This is a genomic window from Stenotrophomonas sp. PUT21, from assembly GCF_052232875.1.
Classification (GTDB): Bacteria; Pseudomonadota; Gammaproteobacteria; order Xanthomonadales; family Xanthomonadaceae; genus Stenotrophomonas; species Stenotrophomonas maltophilia_N.
The window spans coordinates 371,117-386,639 of sequence record NZ_CP197645.1 but is presented as its reverse complement, the minus strand read 5'-3'; the positions used below and the strand labels follow the sequence as shown (position 1 = coordinate 386,639).

The window sequence follows — 15,523 nt, the reverse complement described above, 5'->3', positions numbered from 1 at the left end:
GTCCGTTGGGCTTGGTAGAGCCGACCGTTGGTCGGCTCTGGGGTATCAGGCGTCCACGCCGATGGGGCAGCTGACGCCGGTGCCGCCGATGCCGCAGTAGCCGTTGGGGTTCTTGGCGAGGTACTGCTGGTGGTAGTCCTCGGCGTAGTAGTACTCGGGCGCGGGGAAGACGATATCGGTGGTGATGGGGCCGTAGCCGCTGTCGTTGAGGCGCTGCTGATAGGCGTCGCGGCTGGCCAGGGCGGCGTCGAGCTGGGCCTGGGTGGTGGCGTGGATCGCGGAGCGGTACTGGGTGCCGGTGTCGTTGCCCTGGCGCATGCCCTGGGTCGGGTCGTGGCTTTCCCAGAAGACCTGCAGGAGGCGTTCCAGGGGGACGATGGCGGGGTCGTAGACGACCTCGACGATTTCGGTGTGCCCGGTCAGGCCGGAACAGACTTCTTCGTAGGTGGGGTTCGGGGTGACGCCGCCGGCGTAGCCGACCGAGGTCGAGTAGACCCCGGGGATCGTCCAGAATTTGCGCTCGGCGCCCCAGAAGCAGCCCATGGCAAAGCGGATGCGCGCCAGGCCGGTGAAGCTGTCTTTCAGGGGGTGGCTGTTGACGTAATGCTGGTTGTGCAGCAGCGGCAGGGGTTGTTCGCGGCCGGGCAACGCCTCTTCCGGGCGCGGCAGGCGCTGCTTTAAGGCGCCGATGCCCAACAGACCGTTTGCAATACCCAACATGGCGTTCTCCTAGGCCGGCAACAGGCCGGCGCTTTCGTCTCCGTCGAATATGGGGGCGTCCGGGGCCGCGCCCAAGTCCAGTTGGGCGACGATGTCTTCCGCCTCGGGACGGGCCAGGTCGGGCACGCACACGCGCAGGACGCCGAACAGCGGGAGTTCGCCCATGCCGCCCAGCAGGGATTCGCCGAACACGAAGGCGGGGATGCCGGCGTCCTCCAGGGCGTGTTTGACCAGATGGGCGTCGAACAGGTTGTCGGCCTGGTAGATCACGTGCATGGGGCGGCTCCGGAGGGCATGGGCCCAGCATACGCCGGGGGCTGAAGGCGTGCCGACCAACGGTCGGCACCTACCGTTTAGCCTGTCGCCCTGCGACAGGCTAAACTGTTGGTCTTTCTGCCTTTTAACTGCGACCGCGCATCATGTCCGAGTCTACCGCCGCCCCCACCGACGCCCTTCCGGAAACCCAGGAAAAACGGGATTTCATCCGTCAGATCGTCCGCGAGGACCTGGCCGCCGGCAAGCATGCCGCGATCAAGACGCGCTTCCCGCCCGAGCCCAATGGCTACCTGCACATCGGCCACGCCAAGTCGATCTGCCTGAACTTCGGCATCGCCGGTGAGTTCAACGGCGTGTGCAACCTGCGCTTCGACGACACCAACCCGGCCAAGGAAGATCCGGAGTACGTGACCGCGATCCAGGATGACGTGCGCTGGCTGGGCTTTGAGTGGAACGAGCTGCGCCATGCCTCGGATTACTTCGATGCCTATTACCTGGCCGCGCAGAAGCTGATCACCGATGGCAAGGCGTATGTGTGCGACCTGTCGGCCGAGGAAGTGCGCGCCTACCGCGGCACCCTGACCGAGCCGGGCCGTCCGTCGCCGTTCCGCGACCGCAGCGTCGAAGAAAACCTGGACCTGTTCCGCCGCATGCGCGCGGGCGAGTTCCCGGATGGTGCGCGCACCGTGCGCGCCAAGATCGACATGGCCAGCGGCAACATCAACCTGCGCGACCCGGCCCTGTACCGGATCAAGCACGTCGAACACCAGAACACCGGCAACGCATGGCCGATCTACCCGATGTACGACTTCGCGCATGCACTGGGCGATTCCATCGAGGGCATCACCCACTCGCTGTGCACGCTGGAGTTCGAAGACCACCGCCCGCTGTACGACTGGTGCGTGGACAACGTCGATTTCGCCCACCACGATGCGCTGACCCAGCCGCTGGTCGATCGCGGCCTGGCGCGTGAAGCCGCCAAGCCGCGCCAGATCGAATTCTCGCGCTTGAACATCAACTACACGGTGATGAGCAAGCGCAAGCTGATGGCGCTGGTCACCGAGCAGCTGGTGGATGGCTGGGAAGACCCGCGCATGCCGACCCTGCAGGGCTTGCGTCGCCGTGGCTATACCCCGGCGGCGATGCGTCTGTTCGCCGAACGCGTGGGCATCAGCAAGCAGAACTCGCTGATCGATTTCAGCGTGCTGGAAGGCGCGCTGCGCGAAGACCTCGACAGTGCCGCCGCGCGCCGCATGGCGGTGGTCGATCCGGTCAAGCTGGTGCTGACCAATCTGCCCGAGGGGCACGAGGAAACCCTGAGCTTCTCCAACCATCCCAAGGACGAAGCGTTCGGGACCCGCGAGGTGCCGTTCGCACGTGAGCTGTGGATCGAGCGCGAGGATTTCGCCGAGGTTCCGCCGAAGGGCTGGAAGCGTCTGGTGCCGGGCGGCGAAGTGCGCCTGCGCGGCGCCGGCATCATCCGCTGCGATGAAGTGATCAAGGACGCCGACGGCACCATCACCGAACTGCGTGGCTGGCTGGATCCGGAATCGCGCCCGGGCATGGAAGGCGCCAACCGCAAGGTCAAGGGCACCATCCATTGGGTCAGCGCCGTGCATGCGGTGCCGGCCGAGATCCGCCTGTACGACCGTCTGTTCTCGGTGCCCAACCCGGACGACGAATCCGACGGCAAGACCTACCGCGATTACCTCAATCCGGACTCGCGTCGCACCGTTACCGGGTATGTCGAGCCGGCCGCGGCCACTGCGGCCCCGGAACAGTCGTTCCAGTTCGAGCGGACCGGCTACTTCGTGGCCGACCGCCGCGATCACACCGCCGCCAAGCCGGTGTTCAACCGCAGCGTGACCCTGCGCGATACCTGGTCGGCGTAAGCTGCACCCGGCCGGTGCCAGGCACCGGCCGACGCGTGACCCCTGCGCGGCCGTGCATCGGCAGGGCCTGCGCTCCAGATTCCCTGCGACCGGCGCCGCCCTGCGCCGGCGTGCGCGTGGCCGCGTTCAGCGCGGGCACGGCATCCCCGGGCGCGGCCCGATACACTGCCGTTGCTTCATCTTTGAAGAGGTTCATGTCCCGATGCTGTACGCGCAAGTCCATCTCACCCTGCCCGCCTGGATCCACGACCAGATCGATCTGGGCCGTGTCTATCCCGAGGACGCCGACAAGGTCGCGCTGGCGATCGAACTGTCGCGCCTGAATGTCGAGGCGCAGAGCGGCGGCCCGTTCGGCGCCGTGGTGTTTGGGCCGGATCATCGCGTGATCGCCGCCGGCGTGAACCGCGTGGTCCCGCATACGACCTCGCTGGCGCATGCCGAAAACATGGCCTACATGCTGGCCCAGCAGCGCCTGCAGACCCCGCGCCTGAACGATGTGCTGTCGCCGATCACCCTGGCCACCTCCTCGCAGCCGTGCTGCCAGTGCTACGGCGCCACCATCTGGGCCGGCATCGACCGCCTGTTGATCGGTGCCAGTGCACAGGACGTGGAAGAACTGACCCCGTTCGACGAGGGTCCGCTGCCGGCGGACTGGATCGGCGAACTCAACAAGCGTGGCATCGAGGTCGTGCGCGACATCGAGCGCGACGCCGCGCGTGCGGTGCTGCGCCAGTACGGAGAGATCAACGGTGCCCATTACTGATATCCGCGCTTCGGGCGCGATGCGATGAGCGGCCTGCTGTGTCTGTGCCGCCAGGGGTTTGAACCGGAGCTGGCCGCCGAACTGTCCGAACGCGCCGCGTATGCCAACGTGGCCGGCTATGCGCGCACCCAGCGCAATGACGGCTACGTGGTGTTCGTCACCGAGGAAGGCGCGGCGCTGTCCAAGGCCCTGTCCTGGCGCTCGCTGATCTTCGCCCGGCAGAAGCTGCAGGTGCTGGCCGAGCTGCCGCAGCTGGATGCCGCTGATCGCATCACCCCGATCATCGCCGCGCTGCAGGGGCAGCAGCGCTTCGGCGACATGTGGGTGGAACATCCGGACTCGGACGAAGGCAAGCCGCTGGCCGGCCTGGCCCGCGCGTTCGGCAACGCACTGCGCCCTGCGCTGCGCAAGGCCGGCCTGCTGACCGACAAGCCGAACACCGGCCTGCCGCGCCTGCACATCGTGTTCGTCGATGGTCGTCATGCGTTTGTGTGCGTAGCCGATACCCGCGACAGCGCACCGTGGCCGCTAGGCATTCCGCGCCTGAAGCTGCTGCCCGACGCGCCTTCGCGCTCGGCGCTGAAGCTGGATGAAGCCCTGCTCACCCTGATGACGCCGGAAGAGCGCGAACTGCTGGTCAAGCCGGGCATGCGCGCGGCCGACCTGGGCGCTGCACCGGGCGGCTGGACCTGGGTGTTGACCCGCCAGCACCTGAAGGTGATCAGCGTGGACAACGGCCCGCTGCGCGAGCACGTGCTGGAGACCGGACTGGTGGAACATCTGCGCGCCGACGGCTTCCACTGGCAGCCGGAGACCCCGCTGGACTGGATGGTCTGCGACATGGTGGAACAGCCGCGCCGCGTGGCCGAGCGCATGGCCACCTGGTTCCGCGAGGGCTGGTGCAAGCACGCGATCTTCAACCTCAAGCTGCCGATGAAAAAGCGCTGGGATGAAACCCGCCTGTGCCTGGACCTGTTCCAGGAACAGGCCGGCAAGCCGCTGCACCTGCGCGCCAAGCAGCTGTACCACGACCGCGAAGAAATCACGGTGCTGGCTTCGCCCTTGAAGTGATCGGCCGGGCATCGCCCGGCGCTACCCCACGTCATTCACGGAGTTTCCATGCTAAGCCGATCCGGTCTTTTCCTGCTGCTGTCCCTGCTGCCCGCGCTCGCGCTGGCCCAGGTCCGCCCCCCGTCACCGGCGGTCAGCGAACCGCTGCGCGAGGTGCCGGCCAGCGTGCGTGCGCAGCCGCTCTCCCAGGGTGAAGTCACCCACCAGGTGACGCTGGCCGCACCGGCCGGCGAAGCCGCGGTGACGGTGCGTTCGGTGCAGCCGGTGAGCGTGGTCGGTCAGTACCGCATCGCGTTCGCGGCGCTGGATGTCGACGGCGACGGCTTCATCAGCCGGGCCGAGGCGCAGGCCAACCCGACGCTGGCCGATGAATTCAATGCGCTGGACGTGAAGCGGCGCGGCAAGCTGGACCGCGCCGACCTGGCCGGCTGGCTGATCGACTGAGCGGGCCGGTCACAGCCCCGCCGCGCGCTTCCAGAACATCGACACCAGTGGCGGCAGCTTGCCGGCGCACCCCAGCGCGCGCCCGCGCGCCAGGGTCAGGTGCATTTCATCGTTGGAGAACACCGTGTTGATCGCATCGAAGCTGTACGCAGCGACGGTGTTCTCGCTGCGGCGTTCGCGCGCCCAGCGCTGCAGGCGGTGCGGTGACATCCAGTCCTGGCGACGCTGCTGCGCAGCCAGCACCATCGCCCGCAGCGCGGCGACATCACGCAGGCCCAGATTGACGCCCTGCCCGGCCAACGGATGCACCACGTGGGCGGCGTCGCCGAGCGCAAGCACGCGGCCAGCGACGTAGGCGGTGGCCAGCTGCCGGCGCAGCGGGAAGGCCGCGCGCCGGGAGGCCAGCGTCATCGCGCCGAGGCGGCCGGCAAAGGCGTGAGTGAGCTCGCGGCCGAACGCGGCATCCTCCAGCGCCAGCACGCGTTCGGCCTCCGCGTCGGGCAGCGTCCACACGATTGAACTGCGGTGCGCGCTGATCGGCAGTACCGCCAGCGGGCCGGTGACCAAGAAGCGCTGCCATGCGGTGGCTTCGTTGGCTTTTTCGGTATCCACGTAGGCCACCACGCCGCGCTGGGCATAGTCGTGGCGGCTGACCTCAAGACCTGCCAGACGGCGCAGGGTGGATTCGGCACCGTCGGCGGCGATCGCCAGCGACGCTTCCAGCCGACGGCCGTCATCCAGGCGCAGTCGCACCCCGTGGGTGTCCTGCTCGAGTGCTTCCACCCGTGCCGGGCAGCACAGCTGCACGCCGGCGGCCGGCAGCGCCGCCCACAGGCGGTCCACCAGCAGATCGTTCTCCACGATCCAGCCCAGTTGTTCACGGCCGAGCGTATCGGCATCGAAACGCAGTTCATCGCCACCGGCCGCATCCCAGACCCGCATCCGGCGGTAGGCGCAGGCACGCGCGGCAGTCACCGCCGGCCACACGCCGAGCGCGGCCAGCAGCTGGGCGTTGTCCGGCGCGAAGGCATACACACGCAGATCCGGCTGCTGCGGCTGCCAGGCGGCCGGCTCGCGGCCTTCGACCAGCGTCACCGACAGCCCGGCATCGGCCAGCGCCAAGGCACAGGCCGCACCGACCACACCGCCACCCACCACCACCACGTCCTGCGGGCGCCGGCTCACAGGCCTGCTCCGCGGCACAGCGCCGGCACTTGGCCGCGGAAGCCCATCGCGCCGCCCACCAGCATCGATTGCATCGGCGTCGCCTGTGCGGCCAGCAGGCCAAGCGACCGCAGCGGCCGCATCAGCGGTGCCGGGTTGCTGGTCAAGCGCGCCAGCCCACCGGAGAACGCGATGGTCTGCTCGCGGTCGTCAAGACGCCGTGCCACGTGTTCGCGCAGCAGCGCATCGCTGCCGGCATCCTCGGCGTCGGCCACGAGTTCGGCCAGGGTCAGCGCATCGCGCAGGCCCAGGTTGAAGCCCTGTGCGCCCAGCGGGTGAATGGTCTGCGCGGCATTGCCGAGCAGCACGGCACGTTCGCCGATCAACGCGCGCGACAGCACCTGGATCAAGGGGTATGCGCTGCGTGGCCCACTCTCCAGCAACCGGCCGGCACGCCAGCCGATGGCCCCCTGCAGCCTGCTCACCCAGGCGGCATCGTCCAGCGCCATCACCGCATCGGCCTGGTCGCGGGCAACACCGTGCACCGCACCGAAGTGGCGATCGCCGCGCGGCAACAGCGCGGTCGGGCCGGTGTCGGTGAAGCGCTCATACGCAGTGCCGTCCGGTGCACGTGCGGCGCGCACCCGCGAAACGAACAGGGTCTGCTCGAAATCATGCTCATCCACCTCGATCCCCAGCGCCTCGCGCACGCCGCTGCGGGTCCCGTCGGCACCGACCACCAGGCGCGCCAGCAGGCAGCGCTCACCGCGGTCGTCGGCGATGAAGACCTGGCGATAACCGTCCACCGTCGCGCCCAGGCGCACGAACCGCGCCGGGCGATAGCGGGTCAGCCGGGTCAGCGTGTCCAGCCGCGCTTCCAGCGCCTGGCCGAAATCGCGGGCCACCACCACTTGGCCGAACCACGGGCGCTGATACTGCGCGGCCTCCATCTGCACGCGGCCGAAGTCACCGGCGCGGCTTACATGGATGCGGGTGATCGCCCCCGGCGCGCCGGCCAGCTTCTGCATCACGCCCAGCGCGGTCAACGCGTTGACCGTGGCGGCCGCGAAACTGAGGTTGCGCTGGTCGAACACCGCCGGCAGCGTGCCCAGCGGCGAGGCCTCGACCAGGCCGACATCGCGGCCGGCACGGTCCAGGGCGATGGCCAGGCTGGCACCGACCAGCCCGCCGCCTACGATCACTACATTATGTCGTTCACTCATGCCCGCCATGATAAGGGTTCGCCCGTTCCGGCGGCGTGCGGCGGGCTGCCGCAGCAGGCGCTAGAATGAATGCCTGCCCCCACCCGTCACCGTCATGACCTCCACTGCCCAACGCGCCTTCGTCCTGTCCGTGCTCGTGCTGCTGATGGCGGCGACCCGCGTCAACCATTTCGCGGCGATTCCGGATGCGTCCTGGGCGGTGTTCTTCATCGGTGGCTTCTACCTGCGCCAGTGGACCCGCTGGGCGTTCCCGCTGCTGATGGCGCTGGCGGTGCTGGTCGACTGGATCGTGATCCGCCGCAGCGGCCTGGATTTCTGGCAGCACTACTGTGTCTCGCCGGGCTACTGGATGCTGCTGCCGGCCTACTTTGCGATGTGGGGCGGCGGCCTGCTGCTGCGCCGCGGCTACCAGGGCGCCAACTGGGCCGCGCTGGGCAAGGGCGCGCTGCTGCTGGTGGCGGCGGTGGCGGTCTGCCACCTGTTCGCCCAGGGCGGCTTCTACTGGACCAGCGACAACGTGGCCGCGCCCACCCTCGGCGGCTGGGCGAAGAATTACAGCGACTGGTTCCTGCCCTACCTGCGCACCGCCGCGGTCTACGTCGGCCTGGCCGCCGCGCTGCAGCTGGCGACCGAACAGGTCGGCAAGCTGCTGCAGGAGCGCCGCGACGTCCTGCACTGAGCGCGGCCAGGCTCCCCGATGGGCAACCGCCTTTCCCGCATCTATACACGCACCGGTGACGATGGCAGCACCGGCCTCGGCGATGGCAGCCGCGTGACCAAGGACGACGCCCGCGTCGCCGCCTATGGCACCGTCGATGAGGCCAACTCGGCGCTCGGCGTCCTGCTGGCGGTGCCGTTGCCCGAGCAGGTCCGTGCCCTGCTGACGGTGCTGCAGCACCAGCTGTTCGACCTCGGCGGCGAGCTGTGCATCCCCGGCCACGCCGCGATCCACGCGGCCGACATCGAGGCGCTGGAGCAACAGCTGGACCACTACAACGCTGATCTGCCGGTCCTGAAGGAGTTCATCCTGCCAGCCGGTGGCGAAGCGGCGGCGCGCTGCCACCTGGCCCGTACCATCGTGCGCCGCGCCGAGCGCGAGACGGTCACGCTGGCCCGCCAGGAGACGGTCCGCCCGGAAGCCCTGCACTACCTCAACCGCCTGTCGGACCTGCTGTTCGTGCTCGCGCGCGTGCTGGCTCGTGCTGACGGCCACGGCGAGGTGCTCTGGCGCCACGAGCGCCGCCACGCCTGAGCGGCCCTGCCGCCCCACCGGATATCCTGCCCGCATGCTGGTTTTCACCCACCCCGCCTGTCTGCAACACGATCCCGGCCGCGGCCACCCCGAATGCCCGGCCCGTCTGCAGGGGGTGATCGATGCGCTCAAGGCCGCCTACCCCGACCAGCTGGACTGGCGCGAAGCGCCGCCGGCCAAGCTCGGCGAGCTGGCCCGGGTCCATGACAGCGAACTGATCGACCTGGTGCTCAAGCCGCAGACCGAAGCACTGCGCCTGATCGATATGGACACCATGACCTCGCCCGGCTCGGCCAGCGCGGCCCTGCATGCGGCCGGTGCCGGCGTGGCGGCGGTCGATGCGGTGATGCTCGGCCAGGACCCGGTCGCCTTCTGCGCGGTGCGCCCGCCGGGCCACCATGCCAGCGCCAACACGGCGATGGGCTTCTGCCTGTTCAACAACATCGCCATCGCCGCGGCCTACGCCCGTGACCGTTATGGGCTGGAGCGGATCGCCATCGTCGATTTCGACGTGCACCACGGCAACGGCACCCAGGACATCTTCATCGCCGATCCTGGCGTGGCCTACTACAGCACCCACCAGGCCGGGCTGTTCCCCAACTCGGGGCTGCGCCGCGACCGCGGGGCGGGCAACCTGATGAACATCCTGCTGCCGCCGGGCAGCGGCGGCTTCCGCTTCCGCAACACCTGGGCCGACGAGATGCTGCCGGCCATCGATGATTTCCGCCCGCAGCTGCTGCTGATCTCGGCCGGCTTCGATGCACACATGCGCGACCCGCAGGCCGATCTGATGCTGGAAACCGAGGATTTCGCCTGGATCACCGCCGAGCTGCGCGGGCTGGCCCGCCGCCACGGGGCCGGCCGCATCGTCTCGATGCTTGAGGGCGGTTACGACCTGCAGGCCCTGGCCGAGTGCAGCGTGGCCCACGTCGGCCAGCTGCGCTGAGGCAGCCCGGTCCGGGTTGCGAATGAACCCGGCCCCCTGCGTGGGCCGGACCTTCATTGCCCCTATGCAAGGGATGGGGCAAGCTACGATCCGTTTTCGTCCGAATCCGATACCGCGTGCGCCGAGCCCTCCGCCTGCTGCCCCTCCCCCTCAGTATCGCCATCTGCCTGCCGGCCCTGGCCGACGACAAGCCGGTGAACTGGGGCCTGTGCCCGGTGACCGACGTGCTGCCCGTGTTCGACGACGCGCCCAAGGCCGACAAAGCCGCGGCCGCGACGCGTGACCAGCAGCCGACGGACATCGAAGGCGACCAACTGACCGGTACCTCCGTGGTGCCCAACTACCAGGGCAATGTCGCGCTCAAGCGCGGCGACCAGTTCCTGGGCACCGACAACCTGAGCTTCGACACCGAAACCGGCAACTACATCGCCGAGGGCAACGTCCGGTACCAGGACTCCTCGATCCGGATGAAGGCCCGCCGCGCCGAAGGCAACCAGGAAAGCGACACCCACAAGATCTCCGACATCCAGTACCAGCTGGTGTCCCGCCGCGGCAACGGTGGCGCCGAGTCGATCGACCTGCAGGGTGCGGTGGGTCAGATGCACCGCTCCACCTACACCACCTGCGACCCCTCCCAGCCGGTGTGGAAGCTCTCGGCACCGCAGATCGAGGTCGATAACGACGCCGGCTTCGGTACCGCACGCAACGCCGTGCTGCGTATCGGCAAGGTGCCGGTGCTGTGGGCACCGTATTTCAAGTTCCCGATCGACGACCGCCGCCAGACCGGTCTTCTGTATCCGCAGGTGGGCCTGTCCGGCCGCAACGGCTTCGACTACACCCAGCCGATCTACCTGAACCTGGCGCCGAACTTCGACGACACCCTGATGCCGCGCTACATGAGCAAGCGCGGCTTCATGCTCGACAACGAATTCCGCTATCTCTACGACGGTGGCCGCGGCGAGCTGCTGACCGCCTACCTGCCCAACGACAAGCTGCGCGACAAGGATCGCGGCCGCGTGGAGTTCAGCGGGTACCACAACATCAACGCCAACTGGCAGGCCCGTGCCAACCTGGCCTGGGTCAGCGATGAGCGTTACCTGGAGGATTTCTCCAATAAGCTGCTCGGCGTGACCACGTCCAACCTGCAGAGCCAGATCGGCATCTACGGCACGGGTGAGAACTGGACCGGCGGCCTGATGGCCGACTATTGGCAGCTCACCGATTACACCCTGACCGAAGCGTCCCTGCCGTACGCGCGCCAGCCGCGCCTGTTCGTCAACTGGGACAAGCCGCTGCTGCCGTGGCTGGAAACCGGTGTGTACGCCGAAGCGGTGAACTTCACCCATCTGGATGTGCATGAGAAGTTCGGCGCCGACCAGGAATACGAGCGCACCGGCGTGTCACGCAGCATGGACGGCGGCTCGCGACTGGACGTGAAACCGTATGTCTCGATGCCGTTCAGCGGCGCGGCCTGGTACGTCACCCCGACCTTGGCCTACCGCTATACCGGGTATGACCTCGAGCGCGGGCTGGCCGACGACATCCGCAGGCAGAATCTGATCGCCGCCGGGATCGACCCGGCCACCGCGACCCCGGAACAGCTGCGCGGCAACACCTCGCCGAGCCGCAGCCTGCCCATCGGCACCATCGACGCCGGGCTGTTCTTCGACCGCGAGACCACCATCGGCGACACGCGCTTCCTGCACACGCTGGAACCGCGCCTGTTCTATCTGCGTACGCCGTACCGCGACCAGAGCGATCTGCCGGTGTTCGATACGCGTGACTTCACCTTCAGCTGGGGCCAGCTGTTCCGCGATTCGCGCTATTCCGGTGCTGACCGCCAGAACGATGCCAACCAGCTGACCATGGCGGTGAGCACCCGCTTCATCGACCAGGACACCGGCAAGGAGCGCTTCTCGGGCAGCATCGGCCAGATCCTGTACTTCGACGATTCACGGGTCACGCTCAACAGCAGCGAAACCCCGGTCGAGCAGGGCAAGTCGGCTTGGATCGCCGATACGAACTACATGATCAACGATCGCTGGACGCTTGGCGCCACCTATCAGTGGGATCCCAAGTACAAGCGCGAGGACCTGGCCAGCGTGCGCGCGCGCTACCTGATGTCCAACGACGGCATCGTCAACCTGACCTACCGCAGCCGTTTGAATCCGCAGGCTTCGACCACGGCGACCCGCCGCGACCGGACCCTGCTGGAGCAGGCCGACCTGTCCTTCCTCTACCCGCTCAACGAGCGCTGGAGCCTGGTCGGCCGGTACTACTACTCCATCCAGGACCGTGCCCCGCTGGAAATCATCGGCGGTGTGCAGTGGGACAGCTGCTGCCTGGCCGTTCGCGCCATCGCCCGCCGCTACGTGCGCAACCGCGAGGGTGAACTCAACAACTCCTTCCAGATCGAGTTCGTGCTCAAGGGCCTGAGCTCCATCGGCCAGAACACGGACCGCACCTTGCGCCGTGCTATTCTCGGGTACTACCGAGACGACCTCTATCTGGTGCCGCCCAGCAACACCGGTGCAGCCCGCGACGACTACGATCCGAATCAGATCCCATGACCAAGACCCTTCCCGTACTCCTCGCCTCCCTGCTGGCGGTCTCCTCCGCGACGGCCCCGTTGCAGGTGCTGGCCCAGCAGAGTCAGCAGCTGGACCGCATCGCGGCGATCGTCGATGAGGACGTCGTGCTGCAGAGCGAACTGGACCGCGCCGTCCAGAACATCAAGGCGCAGTACGCCGGTCGTGAGAACCAGCTGCCGCCCGATGACGTGCTCAGCCGCCAGGTGCTCGAGCGCCTGGTGCTGGTGAAGCTGCAGGTGGCGCGTGCCGAGAGCAGCGGCATCAAGGTCAGCGATCAGGAACTGAACCAGGCCATCAACGCCATCGCCCAGCAGAACGGCTCCACCCTGGATGCCCTGCGCCAGCGTCTGGCCAGCGACGGTCTGGATTTCAACGACTTCCGCAATTCGGTGCGTGACGAGATCACCGTCCAGCGCCTGCGCCAGAGCTTCGCGCAGAGCCGCATCACCGTCAGCGAAGGCGAAGTGGATGGCGCGCTCAAGCAGCAGGCCACCGCCGGCACCCAGTACCACCTGGCCCACATCCTGATCGGCCTGCCCGAAGGCGCCACCGCCGAGCAGATCACCACCGGCCAGAAGAAGGCCGATGGCGTCAAGGCACTGCTGGACAAGGGTGAGCTCGACTTCAACGCCGCGGCGGTCCGTTATTCGGATAGCCCGAACGCGCTGGAAGGCGGCGACCTGGGCTGGCGTTCGCTGGACGAGATCCCGAATGCGTTCGCGCAGATGATGAAGGAAATGAAGGCCGGCGATGTGGTCGGTCCGCTGCGTGGCCCCAGTGGCTTCCAGCTGCTGAAGCTGGTGGAGGTGCGTGATGCCAGCGCGGCCGCTGCCGGCGGCCACACCATCACCGAGTACCACGCCCGTCATATCCTGGTCCGCATCACCGACCAGCAGGACAATGCCGCGGCCAAGGCCAAGATCGACACTCTGCGCGCCCGCATCGCCGGTGGCGCCGAGTTCGATGCCGTCGCCAAGGAATCCTCGGAAGACAACAACAGCAAGGGCCAGGGCGGCGATCTGGGCTGGTTCCCGGCCGATGCCTTCGGTCCGGATTTCGGCAAGCAGGTGGAAGGCGTCGCCGACGGCGGCGTGAGCCAGCCGTTCCGCACCGATGCCGGCTGGCACATCGTCCAGCGCGTTGCCACGCGCCAGACCGATGCCACCACCGACAACCAGCGCGCCCAGATCCGTGAAACGATCGGCCGCCGCAAGCTGGAGGAAGAGTACAACCGCTTCCTGCAGGAACTGCGTGGCGAAGCCTACGTGGACATGCGCGCCTATGCGCCGGGTGCCGCGGCGACCACGCCGCCGCAGTCCTGATCCATGCTCCCGCAGCTCGCGCTGGTACCGGGCGAGCCGGCGGGGATCGGCCCGGAGCTCTGCCTCCGCCTGATCCAGCAGCCGCGCACCGACTGCCGGCTGCTCGCGTTTGCCGACCCCGACACGCTGCAGGCCGCCGCCGCAGCGCTGTCGCTGCCGCTGCAGCTCCTGCCTGAAGACGCCATCGCCCGCCAGCCGGGCGATCTGCCGTTGCGCGTGGTTCCCAATGCTGTTCCGTCCCGCTTCGGCACCCCGGACCCGGCCAATGCCGGCGCGGTGATCGGCGCGCTGCGCCAGGCCGGCCAGGCCTGCCTGTCCGGTGAACTGGCCGGCGTGGTTACCGGCCCGGTGCACAAGGCGGTCATCAACGAGGGCGGCATCGCCTACAGCGGCACCACCGAACTGCTGGCCGACCAGGCCCGCACCCCGGTGGTGATGATGCTCGCCAACGAGATCGTGCGGGTCGCGCTGGCGACCACCCACCTGCCACTGCGGTCGGTGGCCGATGCGATCACCGCCGATGGCCTGGCCCTGACCCTGCAGATCGTCCACGACGCCCTGCGGCGCGATTTCGGCCTGGCCTCGCCGCGTATCGCCGTGCTCGGGCTCAACCCGCACGCCGGCGAAGACGGCCACCTGGGGCGCGAGGAGCTGGACCTGATCATTCCGCTGCTGGAGCGCCTGCGCGCCCGCGGCATGGACCTGGTCGGGCCGCTGCCGGCCGATACCGCCTTCCTGCCGGCCAAGCTGGCCGGGTTCGACACCGTGCTGGCCATGTACCACGACCAGGGCCTGCCGGTGCTCAAATACAGCGGCTTCGAACAGGCCGTCAACATCACCCTGGGGCTGCCCTACCCGCGCGTCGCGGTCGACCACGGCACCGCCCTGGATCTGGCCGGCCGCGGCATCGCCGACCCCTCCAGCCTCCTCGCTGCCACCGCGCTGTGTGCCCGGCTGGCGCGCCAACGTACACTGGTGCCATGACTTCTTCGTATTCCTCCTCCGGCGCGCCCGGTTTCTCCGGCCCCGCCAAGAAGCAGCTCGGCCAGCACTTCCTCGCCGACCGCAGCTATATCGACAAGATCGTCCTGGCGGTCAACCCGAAAGACGGCGACCGCCTGGTCGAAATCGGCCCGGGTCAGGGCGCCATCACCCTGCCGCTGCTGCGCCGCCACCCGAAACTGACCGTGATCGAGTTCGATCGTGACCTGGTCGGGCCGCTGGCCGCCGCCGCCGAACCGCTGGGCGAGATGACCATCATCCACCGCGACGTGCTGCAGGTGGATTTCACCGAACTGGCCGCCGGCAGCCCGATCCGCCTGGTCGGCAACCTGCCCTACAACATCTCCTCGCCGATCCTGTTCCATGCGCTGGACCACGCGGCGGTGATCACCGACATGCACTTCATGCTGCAGAAGGAAGTGGTCGACCGCATGGCCGCCGATCCGGGCAGCAAGGTCTACGGCCGGCTCAGCGTGATGCTGCAGGCGTTCTGCAAGGTCACCTCGCTGTTCGTGGTGCCGCCGGGTGCGTTCCGGCCGCCGCCGAAGGTCGATTCAGCCGTGGTGCGGCTGGTGCCGCGCGACCCGGCCACGGTCGGCATCCTGGACCGCAAGCGCTTTGCCCATGTGGTCAAGGCCGCCTTCGGCCAGCGCCGCAAGACCCTGCGCAACGCGCTGCAGAACGTGTGCACGCCCGAACAGTTCGAAGCAGCCGGGGTGCGCAGCGATGCCCGTGCCGAGCAGCTGGACGTGGCGCAGTTCATCGCGCTGGCGAACGTGCCGTACACCGACGGTGACGACGCCGCGCAGGGATGAGCGCCTCGCCTGCGGCCCCGAACGGCCGCACGCACGTGGAAA

The 15,523-nt window shown here is 68.3% G+C and carries 15 protein-coding genes; 11 read left to right on the top strand and 4 right to left on the bottom strand.

Translation table 11 applies throughout. The features are described from left to right. Positions 1–45 precede the first annotated feature (45 nt). Entirely contained in the window at positions 46–699 is a 654-nt protein-coding gene (gene msrA / locus ACTT2I_RS01720) for a peptide-methionine (S)-S-oxide reductase MsrA (protein WP_421100294.1), read from the bottom strand. Between the two features lie 30 nt (positions 700–729). Beyond that, a complete protein-coding gene (locus tag ACTT2I_RS01715; RefSeq protein ID WP_088434018.1) occupies positions 730–996 on the bottom strand; it encodes a putative signal transducing protein in 267 nt (88 codons plus the stop codon). A gap of 143 nt (positions 997–1,139) precedes the next feature. Here ACTT2I_RS01715 and ACTT2I_RS01710 point away from each other — a divergent pair, with 143 nt between their 5' ends. The 4 genes from ACTT2I_RS01710 to ACTT2I_RS01695 all read left to right on the top strand — a co-directional run bounded on the left by ACTT2I_RS01710 (position 1,140) and on the right by ACTT2I_RS01695 (position 5,166). Next, positions 1,140–2,888, top strand: a complete 1,749-nt coding sequence (locus ACTT2I_RS01710) for a glutamine--tRNA ligase/YqeY domain fusion protein (RefSeq protein WP_421100167.1) — start codon at positions 1,140–1,142, stop codon at positions 2,886–2,888. A 202-nt stretch (positions 2,889–3,090) separates the two neighbouring features. After that, the gene (locus ACTT2I_RS01705; protein WP_019182418.1) at positions 3,091–3,651 is read left to right on the top strand and encodes a nucleoside deaminase; all 561 of its coding nucleotides are present in this window, start codon (positions 3,091–3,093) and stop codon (positions 3,649–3,651) included. 24 nt (positions 3,652–3,675) lie between these two features. Continuing rightward, the gene (rlmM, locus tag ACTT2I_RS01700; RefSeq protein WP_088434016.1) at positions 3,676–4,722 is read left to right on the top strand and encodes a 23S rRNA (cytidine(2498)-2'-O)-methyltransferase RlmM; all 1,047 of its coding nucleotides are present in this window, start codon (positions 3,676–3,678) and stop codon (positions 4,720–4,722) included. A gap of 48 nt (positions 4,723–4,770) precedes the next feature. Then, complete coding sequence (locus ACTT2I_RS01695) at positions 4,771–5,166, top strand: EF-hand domain-containing protein (protein ID WP_421100168.1); 396 nt, start codon at positions 4,771–4,773, stop codon at positions 5,164–5,166. A gap of 9 nt (positions 5,167–5,175) precedes the next feature. On the opposite strand, the gene ACTT2I_RS01690 is transcribed toward ACTT2I_RS01695, so the two are convergent. Further along, on the bottom strand, positions 5,176–6,351 hold the full coding sequence (locus ACTT2I_RS01690) for a UbiH/UbiF family hydroxylase (RefSeq protein WP_293981112.1): 1,176 nt from the start codon (positions 6,349–6,351) through the stop codon (positions 5,176–5,178). Beyond that, on the bottom strand, positions 6,348–7,553 hold the full coding sequence (gene ubiH / locus ACTT2I_RS01685) for a 2-octaprenyl-6-methoxyphenyl hydroxylase (RefSeq protein WP_421100169.1): 1,206 nt from the start codon (positions 7,551–7,553) through the stop codon (positions 6,348–6,350). The genes ACTT2I_RS01690 and ubiH overlap by 4 nt, the downstream gene beginning before the upstream one ends. 94 nt (positions 7,554–7,647) lie before the next feature. Here ubiH and ACTT2I_RS01680 point away from each other — a divergent pair, with 94 nt between their 5' ends. The 7 genes from ACTT2I_RS01680 to rsmA all read left to right on the top strand — a co-directional run bounded on the left by ACTT2I_RS01680 (position 7,648) and on the right by rsmA (position 15,481). Further along, a complete protein-coding gene (locus tag ACTT2I_RS01680; RefSeq protein ID WP_421100170.1) occupies positions 7,648–8,232 on the top strand; it encodes a hypothetical protein in 585 nt (194 codons plus the stop codon). 18 nt (positions 8,233–8,250) lie between these two features. Continuing rightward, positions 8,251–8,805, top strand: coding sequence for a cob(I)yrinic acid a,c-diamide adenosyltransferase (locus ACTT2I_RS01675; RefSeq protein ID WP_088434011.1), 555 nt, complete (start codon positions 8,251–8,253; stop codon positions 8,803–8,805). Positions 8,806–8,839: 34 nt separating this feature from the next. Further along, positions 8,840–9,751: a histone deacetylase family protein gene (locus ACTT2I_RS01670; protein WP_088434010.1), complete on the top strand. Its 912-nt coding sequence runs from the start codon at positions 8,840–8,842 to the stop codon at positions 9,749–9,751. A 116-nt stretch (positions 9,752–9,867) separates the two neighbouring features. Then, positions 9,868–12,321: an LPS-assembly protein LptD gene (lptD, locus tag ACTT2I_RS01665; RefSeq protein WP_088434009.1), complete on the top strand. Its 2,454-nt coding sequence runs from the start codon at positions 9,868–9,870 to the stop codon at positions 12,319–12,321. Then, positions 12,318–13,664 carry a peptidylprolyl isomerase gene (locus tag ACTT2I_RS01660; RefSeq protein ID WP_088434008.1) on the top strand — a complete coding sequence of 449 codons (1,347 nt, stop codon included), beginning with the start codon at positions 12,318–12,320 and terminating at the stop codon, positions 13,662–13,664. Before lptD ends, ACTT2I_RS01660 begins: the two co-directional genes overlap by 4 nt. A 3-nt stretch (positions 13,665–13,667) precedes the next feature. After that, a complete protein-coding gene (gene pdxA, locus ACTT2I_RS01655; protein ID WP_293981122.1) occupies positions 13,668–14,648 on the top strand; it encodes a 4-hydroxythreonine-4-phosphate dehydrogenase PdxA in 981 nt (326 codons plus the stop codon). Next, entirely contained in the window at positions 14,645–15,481 is an 837-nt protein-coding gene (gene rsmA / locus ACTT2I_RS01650; protein WP_019182429.1) for a 16S rRNA (adenine(1518)-N(6)/adenine(1519)-N(6))-dimethyltransferase RsmA, read from the top strand. Before pdxA ends, rsmA begins: the two co-directional genes overlap by 4 nt. Positions 15,482–15,523 lie beyond the last annotated feature (42 nt).

Bases quoted from the DNA above. Each gene is read 5' to 3' on its own strand.
- ACTT2I_RS01675 (WP_088434011.1), top strand. From the start codon at position 8,251: ATGGGCAACCGCCTTTCCCGCATCTATACACGCACCGGTGACGATGGC.
- rsmA (WP_019182429.1), top strand. From the start codon at position 14,645: ATGACTTCTTCGTATTCCTCCTCCGGCGCGCCCGGTTTCTCCGGCCCC.
- rlmM (WP_088434016.1), top strand. From the start codon at position 3,676: ATGAGCGGCCTGCTGTGTCTGTGCCGCCAGGGGTTTGAACCGGAGCTG.
- ACTT2I_RS01680 (WP_421100170.1), top strand. From the start codon at position 7,648: ATGACCTCCACTGCCCAACGCGCCTTCGTCCTGTCCGTGCTCGTGCTG.
- ACTT2I_RS01660 (WP_088434008.1), top strand. From the start codon at position 12,318: ATGACCAAGACCCTTCCCGTACTCCTCGCCTCCCTGCTGGCGGTCTCC.
- ACTT2I_RS01705 (WP_019182418.1), top strand. From the start codon at position 3,091: ATGCTGTACGCGCAAGTCCATCTCACCCTGCCCGCCTGGATCCACGAC.
- pdxA (WP_293981122.1), top strand. From the start codon at position 13,668: ATGCTCCCGCAGCTCGCGCTGGTACCGGGCGAGCCGGCGGGGATCGGC.
- ACTT2I_RS01710 (WP_421100167.1), top strand. From the start codon at position 1,140: ATGTCCGAGTCTACCGCCGCCCCCACCGACGCCCTTCCGGAAACCCAG.
- ACTT2I_RS01670 (WP_088434010.1), top strand. From the start codon at position 8,840: ATGCTGGTTTTCACCCACCCCGCCTGTCTGCAACACGATCCCGGCCGC.
- ACTT2I_RS01715 (WP_088434018.1), bottom strand. From the start codon at position 996: ATGCACGTGATCTACCAGGCCGACAACCTGTTCGACGCCCATCTGGTC.
- ubiH (WP_421100169.1), bottom strand. From the start codon at position 7,553: ATGAGTGAACGACATAATGTAGTGATCGTAGGCGGCGGGCTGGTCGGT.
- ACTT2I_RS01695 (WP_421100168.1), top strand. From the start codon at position 4,771: ATGCTAAGCCGATCCGGTCTTTTCCTGCTGCTGTCCCTGCTGCCCGCG.